Below are 16,608 nucleotides of genomic sequence, written 5' to 3'. Positions count from 1 at the left end.
TTTTGAAAAAGTTTTACCAACCGATATTGCTTAACGGGACGAAGGTTGGGAGTAGATTCCCGTCATATTCTTCTTCAATAAATTTAGCGGTATCTTCTTCTTGATAAAGTTCGGCGATACGATTAAGCGTTTTGTCATCCTTGTCTTCTGCTTGTACAGCAATGATATTAATGTATGGAGTTGCCGTCTCGCCTTCATGGTAAATCGCATCTGTTAGTGGTGTAAGTCCAGCATCACGAGCGATTCCGTTGTTGATTAATGAAGCGGCTACGTCAGGCAATACTCTCGGTGTTTGAGCAGGAACGACTTCAATCAATTCTAAGTTCTTTGGGTTGTCAGTTACTTGATTGACATTTCCATTCGGATCAAAATCTTCAGGTAAACCAATTAATCCAGCTTCTTGTAGTAAAAGTAAGGCACGTCCTTGATTGGATGCATCGTTTGGAAGGGCGATTTTTGAGCCTTCCGGAATTTCATTTATATCTTCATATTTCTCAGAATAAATTCCCATTGGGGCTAAAACAGTTGTCGCAATAGGTACTAAGTCAAGATTATGTTCTTTAATGAATACGTCAAAGTATGCAACTGTTTGGAATGCGTTGACATCTAATTCACCTTCAGCAAGAGCTGTATTTGGTGCCACATAATCTGAGAACTTAACGAGCTCAATTTCAATGCCTTCTTTTTCAGCTTTTTTAGAAATGAAATCCCAAATTCGTGTATCTGTTCCACTAATTCCTAGCTTTACTTTTGTTATTTCTTTTCCTTGCGTGCTGTCAGATGAACATCCTGCTGCAAATACTGCCAATGTAAGTAAAATGATCGATAGTAATAGTTTTTTCATGTTGTTTTCCTCCTCGAGTTATCTTCTTCTAATTTTTTTTGCCGCAATATTGCCGAATGACTGTAGACCTTGAACGATGACGATTAAGATAGCTACTGTAATAATCATGGTCATAGTGTCAAAACGTTGATAACCATATGTAATGGCTAAGTCTCCAATTCCACCGCCACCGACAGCTCCCGCCATTGCTGATGCACCAACAAGCCCGATTGTGGCAATTGTGAGGGCTAGGACAAGTGAGCTTAATGCTTCTGGTAAAAGAAATTTTGTAATGATCTGCCAAGGTGTTGCTCCCATTGCTTCCGCGGCTTCAATTACGCCTGGCTCAACTTCCAATAATGAATTCTCTACTAATCTGGCAATATACGGTCCAGCATAGAATACGAGAGGGACGATGGCTGCTATTGTACCAATCGATGTCCCGACGATGAATCTTGTTACTGGAATCATTGCTACTAATAAAATGATGAATGGGACAGAGCGGAAAATATTAATGATTCCATTTAGTACATTAAAAATAGTAAGGTTTTCAATTAAATGCCCTTTTCTTGTAACGACTAGTAATATCCCAAGTGGTAATCCTAGTAGGATTGAAAACAAGAGGGAGAAGGCAACCATTTGAATCGTTTCTATTAACGCTTCGATAATCTGTTCTGAATTAACTAGCATATGCACTCACTTCCTTAATGCTGATTTTCTTCTCGTTGACATACGTTAAGGCTCGCAATACTTCTTTGTCCTCTCCTTGGAATTCGACAATGAGGTTTCCAAAAGGGATTCCTTGTAACTCGGTGATATTTCCAAAAAGGACGTTGAGATGTACATCAAACTTTTTAGCCAGTTCAGAAAGAAGAGGCTGCCCAGCAGATGTCCCAACAAAGTTAATACGATAAATTCTTTGAGAACCAGTTTGCTTTTGAATCAGTTCATTAATAGAATTCGGAAGCTGATCATTCATTACGGTGCTGACAAAATTACGTGCTGTTATCGTCTTCGGAGCAGAAAAGACATCAAATACCGAACCTTCTTCAATGATTTTTCCACCTTCGATTACAGCAACCTTGTCGCAAATTTCTCGAATTACAGCCATTTCATGCGTGATGATTAAAATCGTAATCTTGTACTCCTGATTAATTTTTTTCAAAAGCTGCAAGATTGAGCTCGTCGTCTGCGGGTCTAATGCGGAAGTGGCCTCATCACAAAGGAGGATGGATGGCTGCGTGGCAAGTGCTCTGGCAATTCCGACTCGCTGTTTTTGTCCCCCTGAAAGCTGGTCTGGATAATAATCTGCTTTATCCGCCAATCCAACAAACTCCAGTAATTCTTGAACTCGTTTTGTTATTTGAGCTTTATCTATCTTTGCGAGTGTAAGCGGCATCGCCACATTAGCAAAAACCGTTTTTGAATTAAGAAGGTTAAAATGCTGGAAAACCATTCCGATATTTTTCTTGATTTCACGGATTTTCTTTACTGGCAAGGAGGTGAGTTCGTGTCCATCGACAATGACTTTTCCTGATGTCGGACGTTCCAATAAATTCACACAGCGGATTAACGAACTTTTTCCCGCTCCGCTGAACCCGATGACGCCAAATATCTCTCCTTTATTGATAGTTAAATCAATCCCGTCTAATGCAGTGACCTGTTGACCACCACTTTCATAGACCTTTCTTAAATTCTGAAATTCTATCATGATGCTCATCTCCTTTTTCGTGTAAATAAAAAGCCCTCTTCTTGAAGAAAGAAGAGGGCATATCCATGCAAAATCAAACAGGATTCTCTTCTTATCTTTCAAGCTAACTTGCTTGCTGGATTTGGCACAGAATTAACTATTCCGCTGCCGAGGTGTCATCGGGCCAGTCCCTCAACCTCTCTTGATAAGAAATGTTCATATTAAGTTTTTCCAAATAAAAACCCTCTTCTTAAAAGTAAGAAGAGGGTAATTTACGAAACGAGTCCGTCCTCTTCTCATCTTTCAAGCGAACATGCTTGCTGGATTTGGCACAGAATCAAATGATTCCGCTGCCGAGGTGTCATTGGGCCAGTCCCTCAACCTCTCTTGATAAGAAGTGTTTCTATTCGGTTATTTAACTTGGTTATTAATTTATCGCATAAGACAAAAGAAGTCAAACATTTTTTTGATAAAATTTGTATAAATACGTGCAAATGCTTGATATGACTAACGAAAAAAGAGTTCCGTGTGATAGAATATTTTTAACAAAATGAGAAAAGAGAGAAGAATATGAAAATAGTATACTTTATAGGTTTTATGGTGTTTATGGGAATCTTTTTAGTGGCATGCCAACCAAATTCCGGTGAGACAATGGTTCTTTTAGACGAAAAAGTTTCTGGTGTTCTGATTTCCGAGTCTGAAGGTTTTGGAGATATGAATTTAGATATAAAGTTGTCTTTTCAAGATAAAGAATCTATCCGCATATTTGAAAAAGCTATTACTACGGCAGTTGAAAAATCAGGATTAGCTGGTAGTTCTACACCTGAATACGATGTTATGGTTGAATATGAGGGTGGCTTACCTACTCATGCAATTCATTTATGGCTGGGAGAGGAAAATAAACCTAGTGTCATGAAATATATCACGGACGAAACAGTGTCATATGAAACGAATTCGCAAATGACGAATAAATTGAGAGAGTTAATACTATCTGAAGAATAGAGAGGGTCTTGAGCTAAACTAGAGGATATGAACCAAAATATGGATGGATTGTTGGCTTCAATTTGCCTAAAATATTGGCTCGGGGACATCGCTATTTAGTTATATTGGCGTTTTTTACAATATATCGGCGAAAACTAGATTACATCGGCGTTTTTGAAAATATATCGGCGAAAATCGAGATTTATCGGCGAAATAACAATTATATCGGCGAAACGCTCAAAACGCAGATAATAGCGTTTCACATTTACAGATTATCGAAGCGGAGGCAACCAAATGGAACAGGAACATTTTAAAATATTTGATGAAGATAGAAAGGAGATTGGGGTCGCTTCACGAGATGATGTCCATAAATATGGCTACTGGCATGAGACTTTTCATTGCTGGTTTGTGACAACGATAGACAGGAAAGATTATCTATATTTGCAACTTCGTAGTGAGCAGAAAAAAGACTATCCGAGTCTCTTGGATATAACGGCCGCAGGACATTTATTGGCTAATGAAAGTGTTCGGGATGGGGTGAGAGAAATCAAGGAAGAGATTGGGATTGATCTTCGATTTGAAGAGTTAATTTCTCTAGGGATTTTGAATTATTCTGTCGTTGAAGGCGAACTAATTGACAAAGAATTTGCCAATGTTTTCTTGTATAAAAGTAAAAATCGCCTAAGTGATTTTACCCTCCAAGTAGAAGAAGTTGCTGGATTAATGTTAGTGGAATTTAAAGAATTTAGTGAGTTATGGTTTGATAAAAGGAATATGATTAATTTAAGAGGGTTTCGAATCGATAAAGAAGGAAATAAGGTCAAGATAGAAGAAAAAGTCGGCAAAGAACAATTCGTCCCTCATGAAAACTCTTTTTATCAAGAAGTTGTTGAGAGAATACAAGATCGGCTTAATTAGATTGACTCAGAGGGGGTTCATATGAATATATTAATTGCCATGGATTCGTTAAAAGGAAGTCTTTCATCAATTGAAGCAAACAAAGCAATTGAAAAAGGATTATTGCAAGCCAATCCAAATTTTATGATCGAAACTGTCCCAGTAGCTGATGGTGGGGAAGGTACGGTTGAAGCACTAGTCCATGCAACTAATGGTCATTTTGTGGAAGCGATTGTGACAGGACCATTAGGATATCCAGTTACGGCAAAGTATGGGATTTTAGGTGGGCAGGAGACAGCGGTGATCGAAGTGGCAGAAGCTTGTGGTCTTCCGTTGCTCACGAAGGAAAAGCTGAATCCGAAACTTACGACAACCTATGGAGTAGGAGAGCTGATTTTAGATGCGCTCCAAAAAGGTTGCCGGGATTTTATCATCGGTCTTGGTGGGAGTGCCACGAATGATGCAGGAGTAGGGATGCTCCAAGCCCTTGGGTATCAATTTTTCGATCAGAAAGGAGAGTCCATCGGCTTTGGTGGAGGTGAGTTAAAAAGGATCACGAAGATGGATTCAAGTAAGGTCCCAGATCAAGTGAAAGAGGTAACATTTCGTGTAGCTTGTGATGTGAATAACCCTTTATATGGAACAAATGGGGCTGCCTATATTTATGGTCCGCAAAAAGGTGCCACGCCAGAAATGGTCGAAGAATTGGACGAAGGTTTACGTCATTTTGCCAATGTCATCATCGAACAGACTGGAATTGACCTTCAGAGCATTACAGGTGCAGGGGCAGCAGGAGGATTGGGCGCTACTTTTGCTGGATTGTTGAAAGGTCAATTACAATCAGGAGTACAGTTAATACTAGATGTTGCTAAACTAGAAGAAAGATTTTCTGCTGTTGATTTAGTGATCACCGGCGAAGGGAAACTCGATGGCCAGACCTCCATGGGAAAAGCACCAGCTGGAATTGCTCAACTTGCTCAAAAGCGAAACATTCCAGTCATTGCTCTTGCAGGAGATGTTACGGATGGAAACCCTTCCTTGTATGACTCAGGAATTACAGCATATTTTACGATTGTCAGTGGGCCAGTTTCTTTGGACGTGGCGATGGCTCCAGATGTTACGAGGGGAAATTTGCGGAGGACAGCTGAGCAGATAGGACGTGTATGGGGAGTAGCAAGTAAATAAAGAAGCGAACAACATGCCATCCTTTCTCTGTAGAAAAAGGATGATTTTTTTATAAAGGGATCGGATAAGGGATAACGAATAAGATAACTAGAACAAAGAAGTAGGTGGATGAGTTGTTGATAAAAGGAATCAATCATTTATAAGACCCTATTTTGCTCCAACCATCTCTCACCCTTAAGCGGAATTTTTCCTGTTATCTCCTCAATGGAGTCCCTTTTAGGGGAAATAACGGAAGATTTTCCGCTTATGAAGACCAAAATCGTTTATTATGGCATTTTTTGAGGGAATAGCAGGAAATTATCCTGTTATTTCGGCTCTTTTTCATGATAGTTGCTCATTAGGCGGAATTTTTCCTGTTATTTTTAATACCGATACTCCAACTGTTTATACGAATACTTTATCCACAAGACGAGGGAATTTATACACTCCAAACTAGAATCAAAAAGTCGTTACCACCGACTTTTTGATCCAGCCTCATTCCTCTTTAGTTAGAAGTTTCTACTTGTTCCTCCGTAGACTGATTTTTATTTGGCATCACCAACGTCAATAGGAATGCGATGATACTCAAAATCACGGTGAACATATAGGCGTCGCTTATGCCCATAATAGATGCGTCTTTTAAAATCTGCGCTTGGGACAGGGTTGGATTAGCAGACATTAGTTCAGTTGTATGGCTAGTTGTTTTCGTTGTCATAATCGTAATCACTAAAGCTGTTCCGATCGCTCCAGCTATTTGACGCACCGTATTGGTTACAGCTGAGCCGTGAGCGTTGAGATGCTTCGGAAGAGCATTCAATCCAGCACCTGTTAACGGCATCGTCAAGAAGGAAAGACCAATACGTAGGAAAATCGTTCGAACCATCAAAAAGGTGTAACCAGTTGAATCACTTAAGTGTGTCACTTCCCATACAGACGGGATGACGAAAAGTAGCCCGATAATTGCTAAAGGTTTAGCACCAAATTTATCAAACAATCGCCCTGTTATTGGAGACATAAGGGCATTGATAAGAGCACCTGGTAGTAAAAGTAAACCTGTATCTAATACGGTAAATCCTCTACTAGTTTGTAAATACATCGGTAGTAAAATCAAATCTGCATACATGACAATCGTCAGAAAAACATTAATCAAGGAGGTCATCGTGAACATTCTTTCCTTGAACACACGTAAATCGAGCATGGGATCGGTTGAAACGAGCTGACGATGACAGAAAAGAACAATGAATAAAGCTCCAATAAGCAAACAAGATAATACTAGTGGACTTCCCCAACCTTTTGTTCCCGCGCTACTAAAACCATACAATATGACACCGAATCCAATCGTAGAATAAATGATTCCAATGATGTCCGTTTTTGCTTTAGATGTTTCAGAAACATTCACGAGATATTTAAATGATAGGGCGATGACAATGGCAACAAGGGGAAACATCCCGATGAAAATCCAGCGCCAAGAGTATTGTTCGATAACAAATCCTGCTAAAGTTGGACCAATTGCTGGAGCGAAAATCATTACCAAACCAATAAGGCCCATCGCTGTACCTCGACCATTTTCAGGAAAGACAACTAGCACAACCATCATTAATAATGGCATGATAATTCCAGCGCCAGCTGCTTGAACAAGTCTTCCAGTTAAAAGAATGGCAAAGTTCGGTGCAACTGCATTTAAAAAGGTACCGATTAATAAAAAAAGCATAGAAGCGATGAATAGTTGGCGGGTCGTAAATCGTTTCATTAAAAAGGCAGTAACGGGGATAAGGATCCCATTGACCAACATAAATCCAGTTGCAAGCCATTGAACAGTTGTAGGTGATACTTCAAATTGAACCATTAAGTCTGGTAAAGCAACATTTAAAATCGTTTGATTAAGAACGGATAAAAACGCTCCTAAAAGAATGACAAATAATAAAATTCCTCTATTTAGTTCTTTTCTAGGTTGTTCCATGATCTAGTTTACATTCCTTTCAGAGTTACACTTAATTATCATATAGTTGTTTAATTGACAAAATGTCGATAAAATAAATAGTAACATGTAAAAGGCAAAAATGACATTTACACATTTGGTAGAAATGTTAAGTACTTGACGTTTTTCAAAAAGATGTCGATTAAGTTATCTTTAATAGTCAAAGGATGGATGGAATGTCTAAAAAAGTAGATCCTCGAATTATTCGAACACGGAGAATGTTTAAAGAAGCACTGATATCTTTACTCGAGGAAGATGAAGATACTCGAAAATTGACGGTCCAGAACATTGCGGACCGGGCACAATTAAATCGTGCCACCTTCTATTTGCATTACCGGGATATTGAAGATTTAATGGAGCAAATGATTGATGAAATTTTAGAAGATATGTACGATACCATCGCGCCACCCTCACAAGATAAACGTGAGAAGGGACAAACACCACCTCGTTCACGGTTGATCTCTTTTCTAGAACATATATATGAGCATTCGACACTTTTCAACGTCATGCTAGAAAATCATGATTTCCGTCAGCGAATGTTTGAACTTTTATTAGAAATCGTCACGTTATGGGAAAATGATCGATTAGAAAGAGGAAAAACGTTTCATGTGCCAAATGAAATGATTGCATCTTCGACATTAGGAATCGTGACGTGGTGGTTAAGCGAAGATACTCCCTATAGCCCAAACTATTTAGCAAAACAAATTATTTTAATGGTAACAAAAAAGTAAATAATGAAAATTAAGAAATAAATGACAGTTCCTTTTTCCTCATGTACGATAGATATAGCATAAGGAAAGGGGATTTTTCATTTGTTACATATCGGAATCATTGGTTTAGGTGCAATTGGGCAACGTTTAATCAAACAATTTTCGGAACATCCAGATATAGAAGTAGTGGCAGTTTGTGATCAGCTAGAATCACTGGCAAGAGAAACTGCTGTCTCACTCGGGGAAGCACACGCCTACACAGAATATCAAGAATTAATCTCTGACTCAAAGGTAGACCTCGTTTACGTAGCTGTCCCACCAAAATATCATTTTCCAATTGTGATGGAAGTGCTGCAAGCAAAGAAGCATATCTTATGTGAGAAACCTTTAGCAAACTCAGTTGAAGAGGCAGAGGCAATGCTAAAAGCAGCAAAAAAAGCAGGGGTGGTTCATGCGATGAATTTCCCGCTTAATTATGGGGCAGCTGCAACAAAATTCGCTGAGTTAATTCGTGAAAACTATATTGGGAAGCTAAGAAGATTGCAGCTTACTATGCATTTTCCAGAATGGCCACGTCCATGGCAAAAAAATGATTGGGTAGGGCAACGTGAGCAAGGTGGATTTGTGTTAGAAGTAGGAGTCCATTTTATTCAACAAACATTAAAGATTTTCGGCGATATTAAAAATATACAAACTCGTTTAGAATTACCTGGCGATTCACTTAAATGCGAGACAGGAATTATTGCCACTGCAGAGCTAGAGGACGGCACACCCGTATTGATTGAAGGATTAAGCGAAATTGCCGGAAAAGAATATATTGGTTTCACTGCATATGGCTCAGAAGGAACTCTATCACTTGAAAACTGGGGTCAATTAAAAGCTGCTAAACTGGGAGAAGAGCTTGAGACGATTTTAACAGAAGGGGTAACTCCTAATCTCTTAATCGAAGAAATCACGAAGGCTGTGCAAGGACAAGAAGCAGAACTATATGATTTCGAGGTTGGCTATAAGGCTCAAGTAGTGCTTGAGGAGTTGAGGAAAATATAAAGGAAGAGAGTTTTTGAAACAAGGCTCATTTTAGATGAAGTTAGCTCGCAATTGTCATTCATAGTTTGAAATCGTCTAAGAAAATATTAAGTTTTGCTATAATATGAGAAACGATTCATACATATTTGCTACTATTCAGGGAAAATAAACTGTTCTGTATGAAAAGCGTGAGTATGTGAAAATCCAAAGAAGATTAGTTCTCGTACCTGTACCTATTAATAAAGAAATTTGGATGAACTTGCAGAGTCGGTACATTAGTACTTATAAGAGGATAGAAAGTTGTATGTTAAAGAACACATATAATTCTTAAGTGCGAATGTGAAGTGTACATGATATTCCTGGGGGATTCGCACCTTGAAATTGAGAACAATTCCATTAACTTTAACCCTTTTTTAAAATTGTTTCTTGTACAACAAGAAAAATAGCATTTTAATATGAAATAAGTGTAAATTTACATTTTTTGATTAAAAATCGCTGTCGCACCTTACTTAGGTGCGACAAGTTCACGGTCCGCCCGCAAAAAAGCGCGGCCTGTATTAGAAATCAACAAAGTACATAGAAAGTACAAAAACAGAGATGCCATAAAAGTAAAGCTTTTAAAACAACCTCAACTCCCTTGTTAATATCTACTAAAACAAGAAACATTCCCAAATCCATGTTAGTCCTTTATACTAATTGAAGGATAAGATTTAATGGAGAGGATTTTAACATGACGATTACAAATGAAGAAATGATTGTTGATATAAAAAGTTTAGATGAAAAAGGTGCTGGACGTGCGAATGTTTGGCGTGAAAATGAAAAAGGAAACCCGAAAAAGTTGAGACTAACTATTCCTCAAGTTCTTCCAGGTGAAAAAGTTCGTGTAACAGTAGACAAGCCAGACCGCAGAAGAAGACGTGCGATTTTAGAAGAAGTTGTTGAAACACATTCTGAGCGCATTGCACCACCATGTCCTCATTTTGACCGATGTGGAGGATGTGTGTGGCAGCATTGGGACTATCGTGGTCAGCTGCAGCAAAAGACTTCCCATGTAAAAGGAGCGATCGAGGCTCAAGGGTTCAATCCAGAGCTTGTACAAGATACGATTGGGATGGACGAACATTGGCACTATCGTAATAAAATGGAATTTACGTTTTCACCAGAAGGCGAACTTGGCCTACATGAACAAGGGAATTTCCGAAAAATAATCTCCTTAGAAACATGCTTAATTGCAGGCAAAGAAATGGTTGAAGCGGCAATGGAAGTTGCTGAATGGGCGAAAGAACAACAATTAAGAGGCTATAATAAAGACCTTCACGAAGGCTTATTGCGTCATCTGATGGTGCGTCAATCCTTTGTTACTGGTGAAATGATGCTTGGACTATTTGCAACTGAGGCACCAACAGGAGAATTAGAAAAAGCTTCGAACGATTTAATCAAACGTATTGAAGAAAAATTCCCTCAAGTAAAAAGTTTAATGTGGCTTGAAAATACGGATTGGGCAGACCGTACCCAATCTGAAAAAAGCCATGTGCTTGCCGGGAGAGACTTCATTTACGATGAAATGGATGGATATCGATTCCGTCTTTGGTTTGATACATTCTTCCAAACGAATCCCACGCAAGCTCAAAAGCTTGTGGATATTGCTGTCGAGATGGGGGAACCAAAGAAAACAGAGAAAATGATTGATCTATTCTGTGGAGTTGGGACATTCTCTCTACCTTTTGCAAGTAAAGTAGAAAAGCTTGCAGGAATTGAAATTGTGGAAAGTTCGATTGAATCTGCGAAGCGTAATGCCTTGGATAATGGCTTAACGAACACTTACTTTTTAGCAAAGGATGCTCGAAAAGGCATTGATGAGGTACTTGAAAGTTTTGGGCGACCTGAATTGTTATTACTTGATCCTCCTCGTTCAGGTGCTGGTGGAAAAGTAATGAGAAGAATTGGTCGTTCCAAGCCAGAGAGAATTGTCTATGTATCCTGTAATCCAGATACATTTGCAACCGATATTAAAGAACTTGAGCCATTTGGCTATAGACTCGAAAAGGTACAACCAGTGGATTTATTCCCTCATACGGTACATGTTGAGTGCTGTGCGTTGCTTGAACTAGCTGACTAATCCTAAGTTAAGCATGCTTTTTTACATGTGCAATACTCGGATGTGTCTTTGGAATAGCTAACTTAATATTTGTTGAAACATAAAAAGCAGACGGTTTAGAAGTACGATAATGCACTTCTAATTGGCCGTCTGCTTTTACTGTTATTTTATGAATGAAGCGAGCTAAAATTGTTGGAGTTAGCTCTGTAAGTGGTTGTTTAGGATTTAATTGATTTAGGATATACGCTTTCAAATTAGCAACATCTACTTGCATATTACTTTCCTCATACTGCAACAGATTTAGTTGTTCAACTAGTTTCTCTATTTCAGGATTTAAAATAACTACAAGACCGTCATAATCTTCTTGGCTAATTTTGTCATCTAACAACAAATCGAGTGCCTTTTGTTTCTTAGTACGGAGACTAGCAAGCTGTTTTAGTAATTTTTCATGATTATTCACTGGCTTTGAGTTTAACTTTTTTAGATTGTTGTCTAGCAGCTTCTCTGTTGAAGCCACGGAAACATTTGAAAAGTATATAGTATTTAAATCATTCAATAATACTTGTATTAATTCTTTTTCAATGGGGCGGAAATTGTCAGGACAAGCTTTTTTTCCATGTTTGTTCTGGTTTCCACACACATAGCGATCACGCTTAAAATGCATTCCAGCTCCACAGCTACCACAGACAAGTAAACCTGTGAACAGATGTGTGCTTTGTTGTGAGCGAATACGTTTTCGAGATTTGATTAATTGTTGTACTAATGCAAAGTCCTCTTTACTTATAATTGGCTCATGCGTATTTTCAATTACAATCCAGTCCGATTCTTTATTAATAATACGCTTAGTTGTTGTCGGAGAAATTGTAGAAGTTTTCTTTGCGACTAAACAGCCTGTATAGACTTCACGTTCAAGGATTTGACGTATTGTAGAGCCATGCCAAAATACATTTGCATTTTTGTGTCCCTTTTCTTGAGCAGGAGTAGGAACACCCTCATTAAACAATGAGCGCCCAATCGCGTCAAAACTCTTACCTGCAATATATTCTTTATAAATTCGTTGCACAACTTCTGCACTGCCATTCTTAGAAATATAGAGTTTACCATCTTCTAAATCGTAGCCATAGGGAGCGTCATCAAACCGTCCCGATTTAGCACGGACTTCATAAGAAACCTTTATACGTTTGCTAGTACGAGCTGCTTCTGCTTCTGCCATCCATACGAACAAACCGAAGTTGAAGAAGTTATCTTCCATTGAATTGATTGCACCATCTAAAGTAATGACATGAATTTGATTAAGAAGTAAGATATTTTTAAATTCATATGAAAAAATCCCATTCCGTGAAATTCGTGAAATTTCCTTCGAAAGTACGACATCAAATTTTTTATCTTTTGCATCTTGAATTAAATCTTGAATACCGTTGCGATTTGATTTAGATGCAGATTGCACATCTGAATAAACTTTATAAAGCTCCCAGCCTTTTTCCTTAATGTAATTTTCAAAGAGCTTAATTTGTGAAGGGATTGATGTCTTTTGACTATCTAACCCTGTTGATACACGAGCATAAACTGCACATCGCATGTTATACATCCTCCTTGTTATCAGAAGATGTAGTAGAATTCACCTTGTTAATAGCATAAAACTGATCAATATAAGTGTCAAACAGGACTTCGAGCGTTTGTTTAATTGCAACAATTGGATTATCATTTTCAAATTTACGTGTGATTTTCATCGAATGTTTTCCTCCTGTAAAAGTAGATAAATAAGGCTTTTAGCTAAAAGTAAAAACATTCTACTCGATGAGTTTTGATATTTTAATAGGGTGAAACGATTTTCTGAAAAAAAACATCGCAATATGTTGTCTCAAATTACTTAATGGGGACAATATTCTAATTTAGCGATTAATACATGCTTAGAAGGTACCGAGGTTTGGCGAGAACATGAAATAGGTTGATCCAAAAAGTTTCGAAGTTTGTTTAGTAAATAAAACATTCTTTTATTTCTTCTTGTACATTTCCTCAAAAAATTGTCAGGTATTTTCGGCTGAAATGTACCACCCTTTAAAACTTCCAATCCCTTGTGGCTCTAAGTTTCAAACGTTTCTACCAGCAATAGTGGTATATTTTTCAGCCAAACTATCTAGGTATTTTCAGTCGAAAATATACCACCTCTTACAATACTGAATAAAGGGGGGATAGTTTACCAGTTGGTCTGTTTCTCGCCAAACCATCTAGGTATTTTTAAAGAAACGAACCGCTGGATATAAGAAAAAACTAATTAATAGGGATTGTTTTCATAATACTTTCTTAAAAATTCTTCCTCTAATCGAATGTCATATTCTAAATCTAGTTCGACTTCATAAATCCAAGTTTTCTTCTTTGGCATAAAATCAAGTTTTCGGAAAGTATATGGATATAAATGAGGAAGTTCTTTTTCTTTCAAATAGTCTAAGACGGCTGTAATAGCTAAATCTCCCGGTAATGCAATTTCATAGGTTTTATAATGCATACCTGTTGTTGCATTATAACCTTCACGAAGTGATTCACGTCTTAATCCTTTGTTTTCGACTTTTCTTTTCCAAGAAGCAACCAATCCAATTAGCCGGTCCTTTTCCTTTTTAAAATTTAAAGTAGATTGTTTTAATTCACCATTAAGTTCTTCGATTCTTTTTAGTGCCTGTTCTAAATTCATCATATCACCTCACATTCGTAAATCATTATATCTGCGAAATTTTGTATTACTAGAAGTGTTGATTAATTTTTCATTAATCCGCTAAATAGATATCTGTTACATCAGCGCGGTGATGTCCAATCAACTTTGAAACCTTGCGTTTCGCGGCATCTGGCTCGAATCCTTGTGCAATAAAACTTTCATACTGTTCTTTTGCATATGCATGTCTGAAGCTATGCATTGTTACCTTCACGCCCTCTGGACGACCACTAAAGGGATCTGCTATTCTGTCACGATTATTGCGAACAAAATCTTGCGCTTGCTGAATTACTTGATGTGTTTTTAGATGGAGAGGAACAAAGAGTTTTTCCCCTCGATCGACTTGTTCCATGGCAGATTTTAAAAGCGTAATAGCGATTGGCTGAACAGGTACATCACGAACTAATCCACCTTTACCTTTCACCGTTAGATAACCGGTTCTTAAAGCCTTTTCCGCAGCAGCTCGATCTATTTTAACTGCTTCATGTACTCGTAATCCTAATTCACGAGCCAGTTGAATAATAATAACTAGCTTTGGATTATTGGATTTAGAAGCAAGTGAAACCAAAGCCTGATATTCAAATTCTGTTGCGCGGCGATTTACTCCACCAAACCGTCTTCTATCTAGTTCAAATTCTGGATACTTTTCTTTTAATTTTTGATTGCTACTGATTCGATAGCGTGAAGTTGGAATCTGATCGTGAAAATATCGTATTGCAGCTAAATCGTTTTTAATTGTCGAAGCTGATTTACCTTCATCTTGTCGTTCAATCACATATTGAACGATATGTTTATCATGAATATTCGCTAACGTCTTTAAGTTAAAATAGTCAGCAAGAAATAAACAAAATAAGTGCATATGATGATAATATTGCGGCATTGATTTATGCACACTTATACCTTTGCTATGCCTTGCTAATTTATTTAATTGCGTCATTAAATTGATATATGCTCCTTTGTTGCTTAATTCAATATCATTATTTGCGTATTCCCGGATTTCATCATCTGATTTAATCCATCCTCGTTTGTACTGCATTTGCAACATTCCTTTCTAAAAAATGAAAAACAAAAAAAGACAGACTTCGCCTACTTCGAAAAAGTCTGATCTTTATAAAATTTATATGCAGTTCCCTTCAGAAAAGCTAAAAAAAGGGGTTTCTGCGTACAGTTAAATAGACTGTCTATATGGTATAAAAGAAAGACTTTAGAAAAGTTGGGTTCTTTGGTTGCACACTACAAGTTCTTCACTTGTCACCTAGGTGGTGGGTGCAGCTCACTTGTACCTGTATTCCACAGGCTTCATCTCAAACCCAAGATGAAAAGTGAGTTTTTTGTCCGTAGACAATTCACAAAACAAAGTTAAAACGTACCTGCCAGGGCAGTCGCATAAGCACTTGACGATTTTTCTTATCGCCCAGAAGATTAGCTTCTTACATTTTTAGATGTGTTACCATCATTTTTTTATCTCCAAGCTAAGATTGAGATAGAGGATTTGTAACTAATGCGCAGCAACGGCTATTTGCACTAGACCACCACTGAGTTAGGCAACGGCACGATCTGTGGATGGATTTCCAATCTATATGAACCGCTAATTACTAAGCTGAATAAATAGTAGCGGACTATTTTATTCAGTAAATCGAAATTAGTATATAAACCAAAAAATGGATTGTTAGAATTTGTTCGGGGATTTTTGGTGAAGAAACCTGGCAACCTTATGCCTTGATTTTCCCATGAAAGATGTATTGTTAAATTTTAAAGATAGCGATTTTTTGTAAATGAAGTGGTTCCAAAAGAACCTTAGGAATTGTTAAACAAAACATAAAAGTAAATAAAAAGTAGTTATATTTATAGATTAACACCAACTTTTTCTTATTCGAATAAGTGAGGAAGGGTTATTTGAAATTTATTTTTACCAGTGTAAAGAGAACCGCTCTTTTTAAACAATTCAAGGCGGACAATCTATTTTATGACTCAATAAAGCAACGAAAAAAGAGCTGGACTACTCTAGGTAATTCAGAAGAAGATGCAACTTCTATTTATTGAGGTGAATACAGAAGGGTAGGTATCCGTTAGGTAATCTACTATTAGTTACTATGAAAAGTAACTGTCTGTAAAAGGATAAGAAGAAACAGTTGATAAATGAAAAGCTGGATTATTGAAATGAAAAGAAATAAAAAGGATTCTAAGCAATTATTAATTAGCGGCCTTTGTTACACTGATAATAGTGACCAATAAAAGCCTCTAATAACATTATAAGAGTAGTACAAGGAGTAACTGACTGTTATATAGCGAAATATTAGTAACCATTCTTGCTCTAGAATTTTTTCCGTATTCTACCGTTGTTTCAGTTTCACCAGAGTTTTTTTTACTAGACGCAAATATATGTTTTCTTATGGAATTCTTCTTTAGTGATTAAAGGACGTATAATTTGTAAAAATAATATTTCAATATTTTATGTAAAAAAATGTATTTATTTTTAATACAAGCTATAATTTAACTATAGTGTAATTTATTTATTAGTTAGCTACTAAATT

The 16,608-nt window shown here is 37.3% G+C and carries 14 protein-coding genes and 2 riboswitches; of the genes, 6 read left to right on the top strand and 8 right to left on the bottom strand.

Annotation, left to right across the window (positions count from 1 at the left end; all coding sequences use genetic code 11):
* Window positions 1–13: 13 nt before the first annotated feature.
* Genes AA0X71_RS19960 through AA0X71_RS19950 form a run of 3 tightly spaced genes read right to left on the bottom strand, consistent with a single transcriptional unit; the run spans window position 14 to window position 2,534 of the window.
* Window positions 14–844: a MetQ/NlpA family ABC transporter substrate-binding protein gene (locus AA0X71_RS19960; RefSeq protein ID WP_413357026.1), complete on the bottom strand. Its 831-nt coding sequence runs from the start codon at window positions 842–844 to the stop codon at window positions 14–16.
* 18 nt (window positions 845–862) lie between these two features.
* Complete coding sequence (locus tag AA0X71_RS19955; RefSeq protein ID WP_413357025.1) at window positions 863–1,513, bottom strand: methionine ABC transporter permease; 651 nt, start codon at window positions 1,511–1,513, stop codon at window positions 863–865.
* On the bottom strand, window positions 1,503–2,534 hold the full coding sequence (locus AA0X71_RS19950) for a methionine ABC transporter ATP-binding protein (RefSeq protein WP_413357024.1): 1,032 nt from the start codon (window positions 2,532–2,534) through the stop codon (window positions 1,503–1,505). Before AA0X71_RS19950 ends, AA0X71_RS19955 begins: the two co-directional genes overlap by 11 nt.
* 88 nt (window positions 2,535–2,622) lie before the next feature.
* A riboswitch (SAM riboswitch) is annotated at window positions 2,623–2,725 on the bottom strand.
* 81 nt (window positions 2,726–2,806) lie between these two features.
* Window positions 2,807–2,910, bottom strand: a riboswitch (SAM riboswitch).
* Between the two features lie 173 nt (window positions 2,911–3,083).
* Between AA0X71_RS19950 and AA0X71_RS19945 the strand changes: the two genes are divergently transcribed.
* The 3 genes from AA0X71_RS19945 (at window position 3,084) to AA0X71_RS19935 (ending at window position 5,576) form a co-directional block, all read left to right on the top strand.
* Complete coding sequence (locus AA0X71_RS19945; RefSeq protein WP_413357023.1) at window positions 3,084–3,515, top strand: hypothetical protein; 432 nt, start codon at window positions 3,084–3,086, stop codon at window positions 3,513–3,515.
* Between the two features lie 273 nt (window positions 3,516–3,788).
* Window positions 3,789–4,412 carry an NUDIX hydrolase gene (locus tag AA0X71_RS19940; protein ID WP_413357022.1) on the top strand — a complete coding sequence of 208 codons (624 nt, stop codon included), beginning with the start codon at window positions 3,789–3,791 and terminating at the stop codon, window positions 4,410–4,412.
* Between the two features lie 21 nt (window positions 4,413–4,433).
* Window positions 4,434–5,576, top strand: a complete 1,143-nt coding sequence (locus AA0X71_RS19935) for a glycerate kinase (protein ID WP_413357021.1) — start codon at window positions 4,434–4,436, stop codon at window positions 5,574–5,576.
* 484 nt (window positions 5,577–6,060) lie between these two features.
* Here AA0X71_RS19935 and AA0X71_RS19930 read toward each other — a convergent pair whose 3' ends face one another.
* Window positions 6,061–7,515 carry a DHA2 family efflux MFS transporter permease subunit gene (locus AA0X71_RS19930; RefSeq protein ID WP_413357020.1) on the bottom strand — a complete coding sequence of 485 codons (1,455 nt, stop codon included), beginning with the start codon at window positions 7,513–7,515 and terminating at the stop codon, window positions 6,061–6,063.
* A gap of 194 nt (window positions 7,516–7,709) precedes the next feature.
* Here AA0X71_RS19930 and AA0X71_RS19925 point away from each other — a divergent pair, with 194 nt between their 5' ends.
* The 3 genes from AA0X71_RS19925 to rlmD all read left to right on the top strand — a co-directional run bounded on the left by AA0X71_RS19925 (window position 7,710) and on the right by rlmD (window position 11,388).
* A complete protein-coding gene (locus AA0X71_RS19925) occupies window positions 7,710–8,264 on the top strand; it encodes a TetR/AcrR family transcriptional regulator (RefSeq protein ID WP_413357019.1) in 555 nt (184 codons plus the stop codon).
* A gap of 81 nt (window positions 8,265–8,345) precedes the next feature.
* Window positions 8,346–9,290 (top strand): Gfo/Idh/MocA family protein, encoded by a 945-nt coding sequence (locus AA0X71_RS19920; protein WP_413357018.1) that lies wholly within the window; start codon window positions 8,346–8,348, stop codon window positions 9,288–9,290.
* A 709-nt stretch (window positions 9,291–9,999) separates the two neighbouring features.
* Window positions 10,000–11,388 carry a 23S rRNA (uracil(1939)-C(5))-methyltransferase RlmD gene (gene rlmD / locus AA0X71_RS19915; protein WP_413357017.1) on the top strand — a complete coding sequence of 463 codons (1,389 nt, stop codon included), beginning with the start codon at window positions 10,000–10,002 and terminating at the stop codon, window positions 11,386–11,388.
* Between the two features lie 7 nt (window positions 11,389–11,395).
* Here the strand turns inward: rlmD and AA0X71_RS19910 are convergent, their stop codons facing one another.
* The 4 genes from AA0X71_RS19910 to AA0X71_RS19895 all read right to left on the bottom strand — a co-directional run bounded on the left by AA0X71_RS19910 (window position 11,396) and on the right by AA0X71_RS19895 (window position 15,110).
* Window positions 11,396–12,946, bottom strand: coding sequence for a recombinase family protein (locus tag AA0X71_RS19910; protein ID WP_413357016.1), 1,551 nt, complete (start codon window positions 12,944–12,946; stop codon window positions 11,396–11,398).
* 1 nt (window position 12,947) lies between these two features.
* On the bottom strand, window positions 12,948–13,097 hold the full coding sequence (locus AA0X71_RS19905; protein ID WP_268390429.1) for a hypothetical protein: 150 nt from the start codon (window positions 13,095–13,097) through the stop codon (window positions 12,948–12,950).
* A gap of 545 nt (window positions 13,098–13,642) precedes the next feature.
* Window positions 13,643–14,056 carry a hypothetical protein gene (locus AA0X71_RS19900; protein ID WP_413357015.1) on the bottom strand — a complete coding sequence of 138 codons (414 nt, stop codon included), beginning with the start codon at window positions 14,054–14,056 and terminating at the stop codon, window positions 13,643–13,645.
* A gap of 73 nt (window positions 14,057–14,129) precedes the next feature.
* Complete coding sequence (locus AA0X71_RS19895) at window positions 14,130–15,110, bottom strand: tyrosine-type recombinase/integrase (RefSeq protein WP_413357014.1); 981 nt, start codon at window positions 15,108–15,110, stop codon at window positions 14,130–14,132.
* Window positions 15,111–16,608 lie beyond the last annotated feature (1,498 nt).

The sequence above is a fragment of the Robertmurraya phoenicis genome (genome assembly GCF_047302285.1).
Lineage (GTDB): Bacteria > Bacillota > Bacilli > Bacillales > Cytobacillaceae > Robertmurraya.
This window is presented reverse-complemented; position numbering and strand designations above follow the sequence as displayed.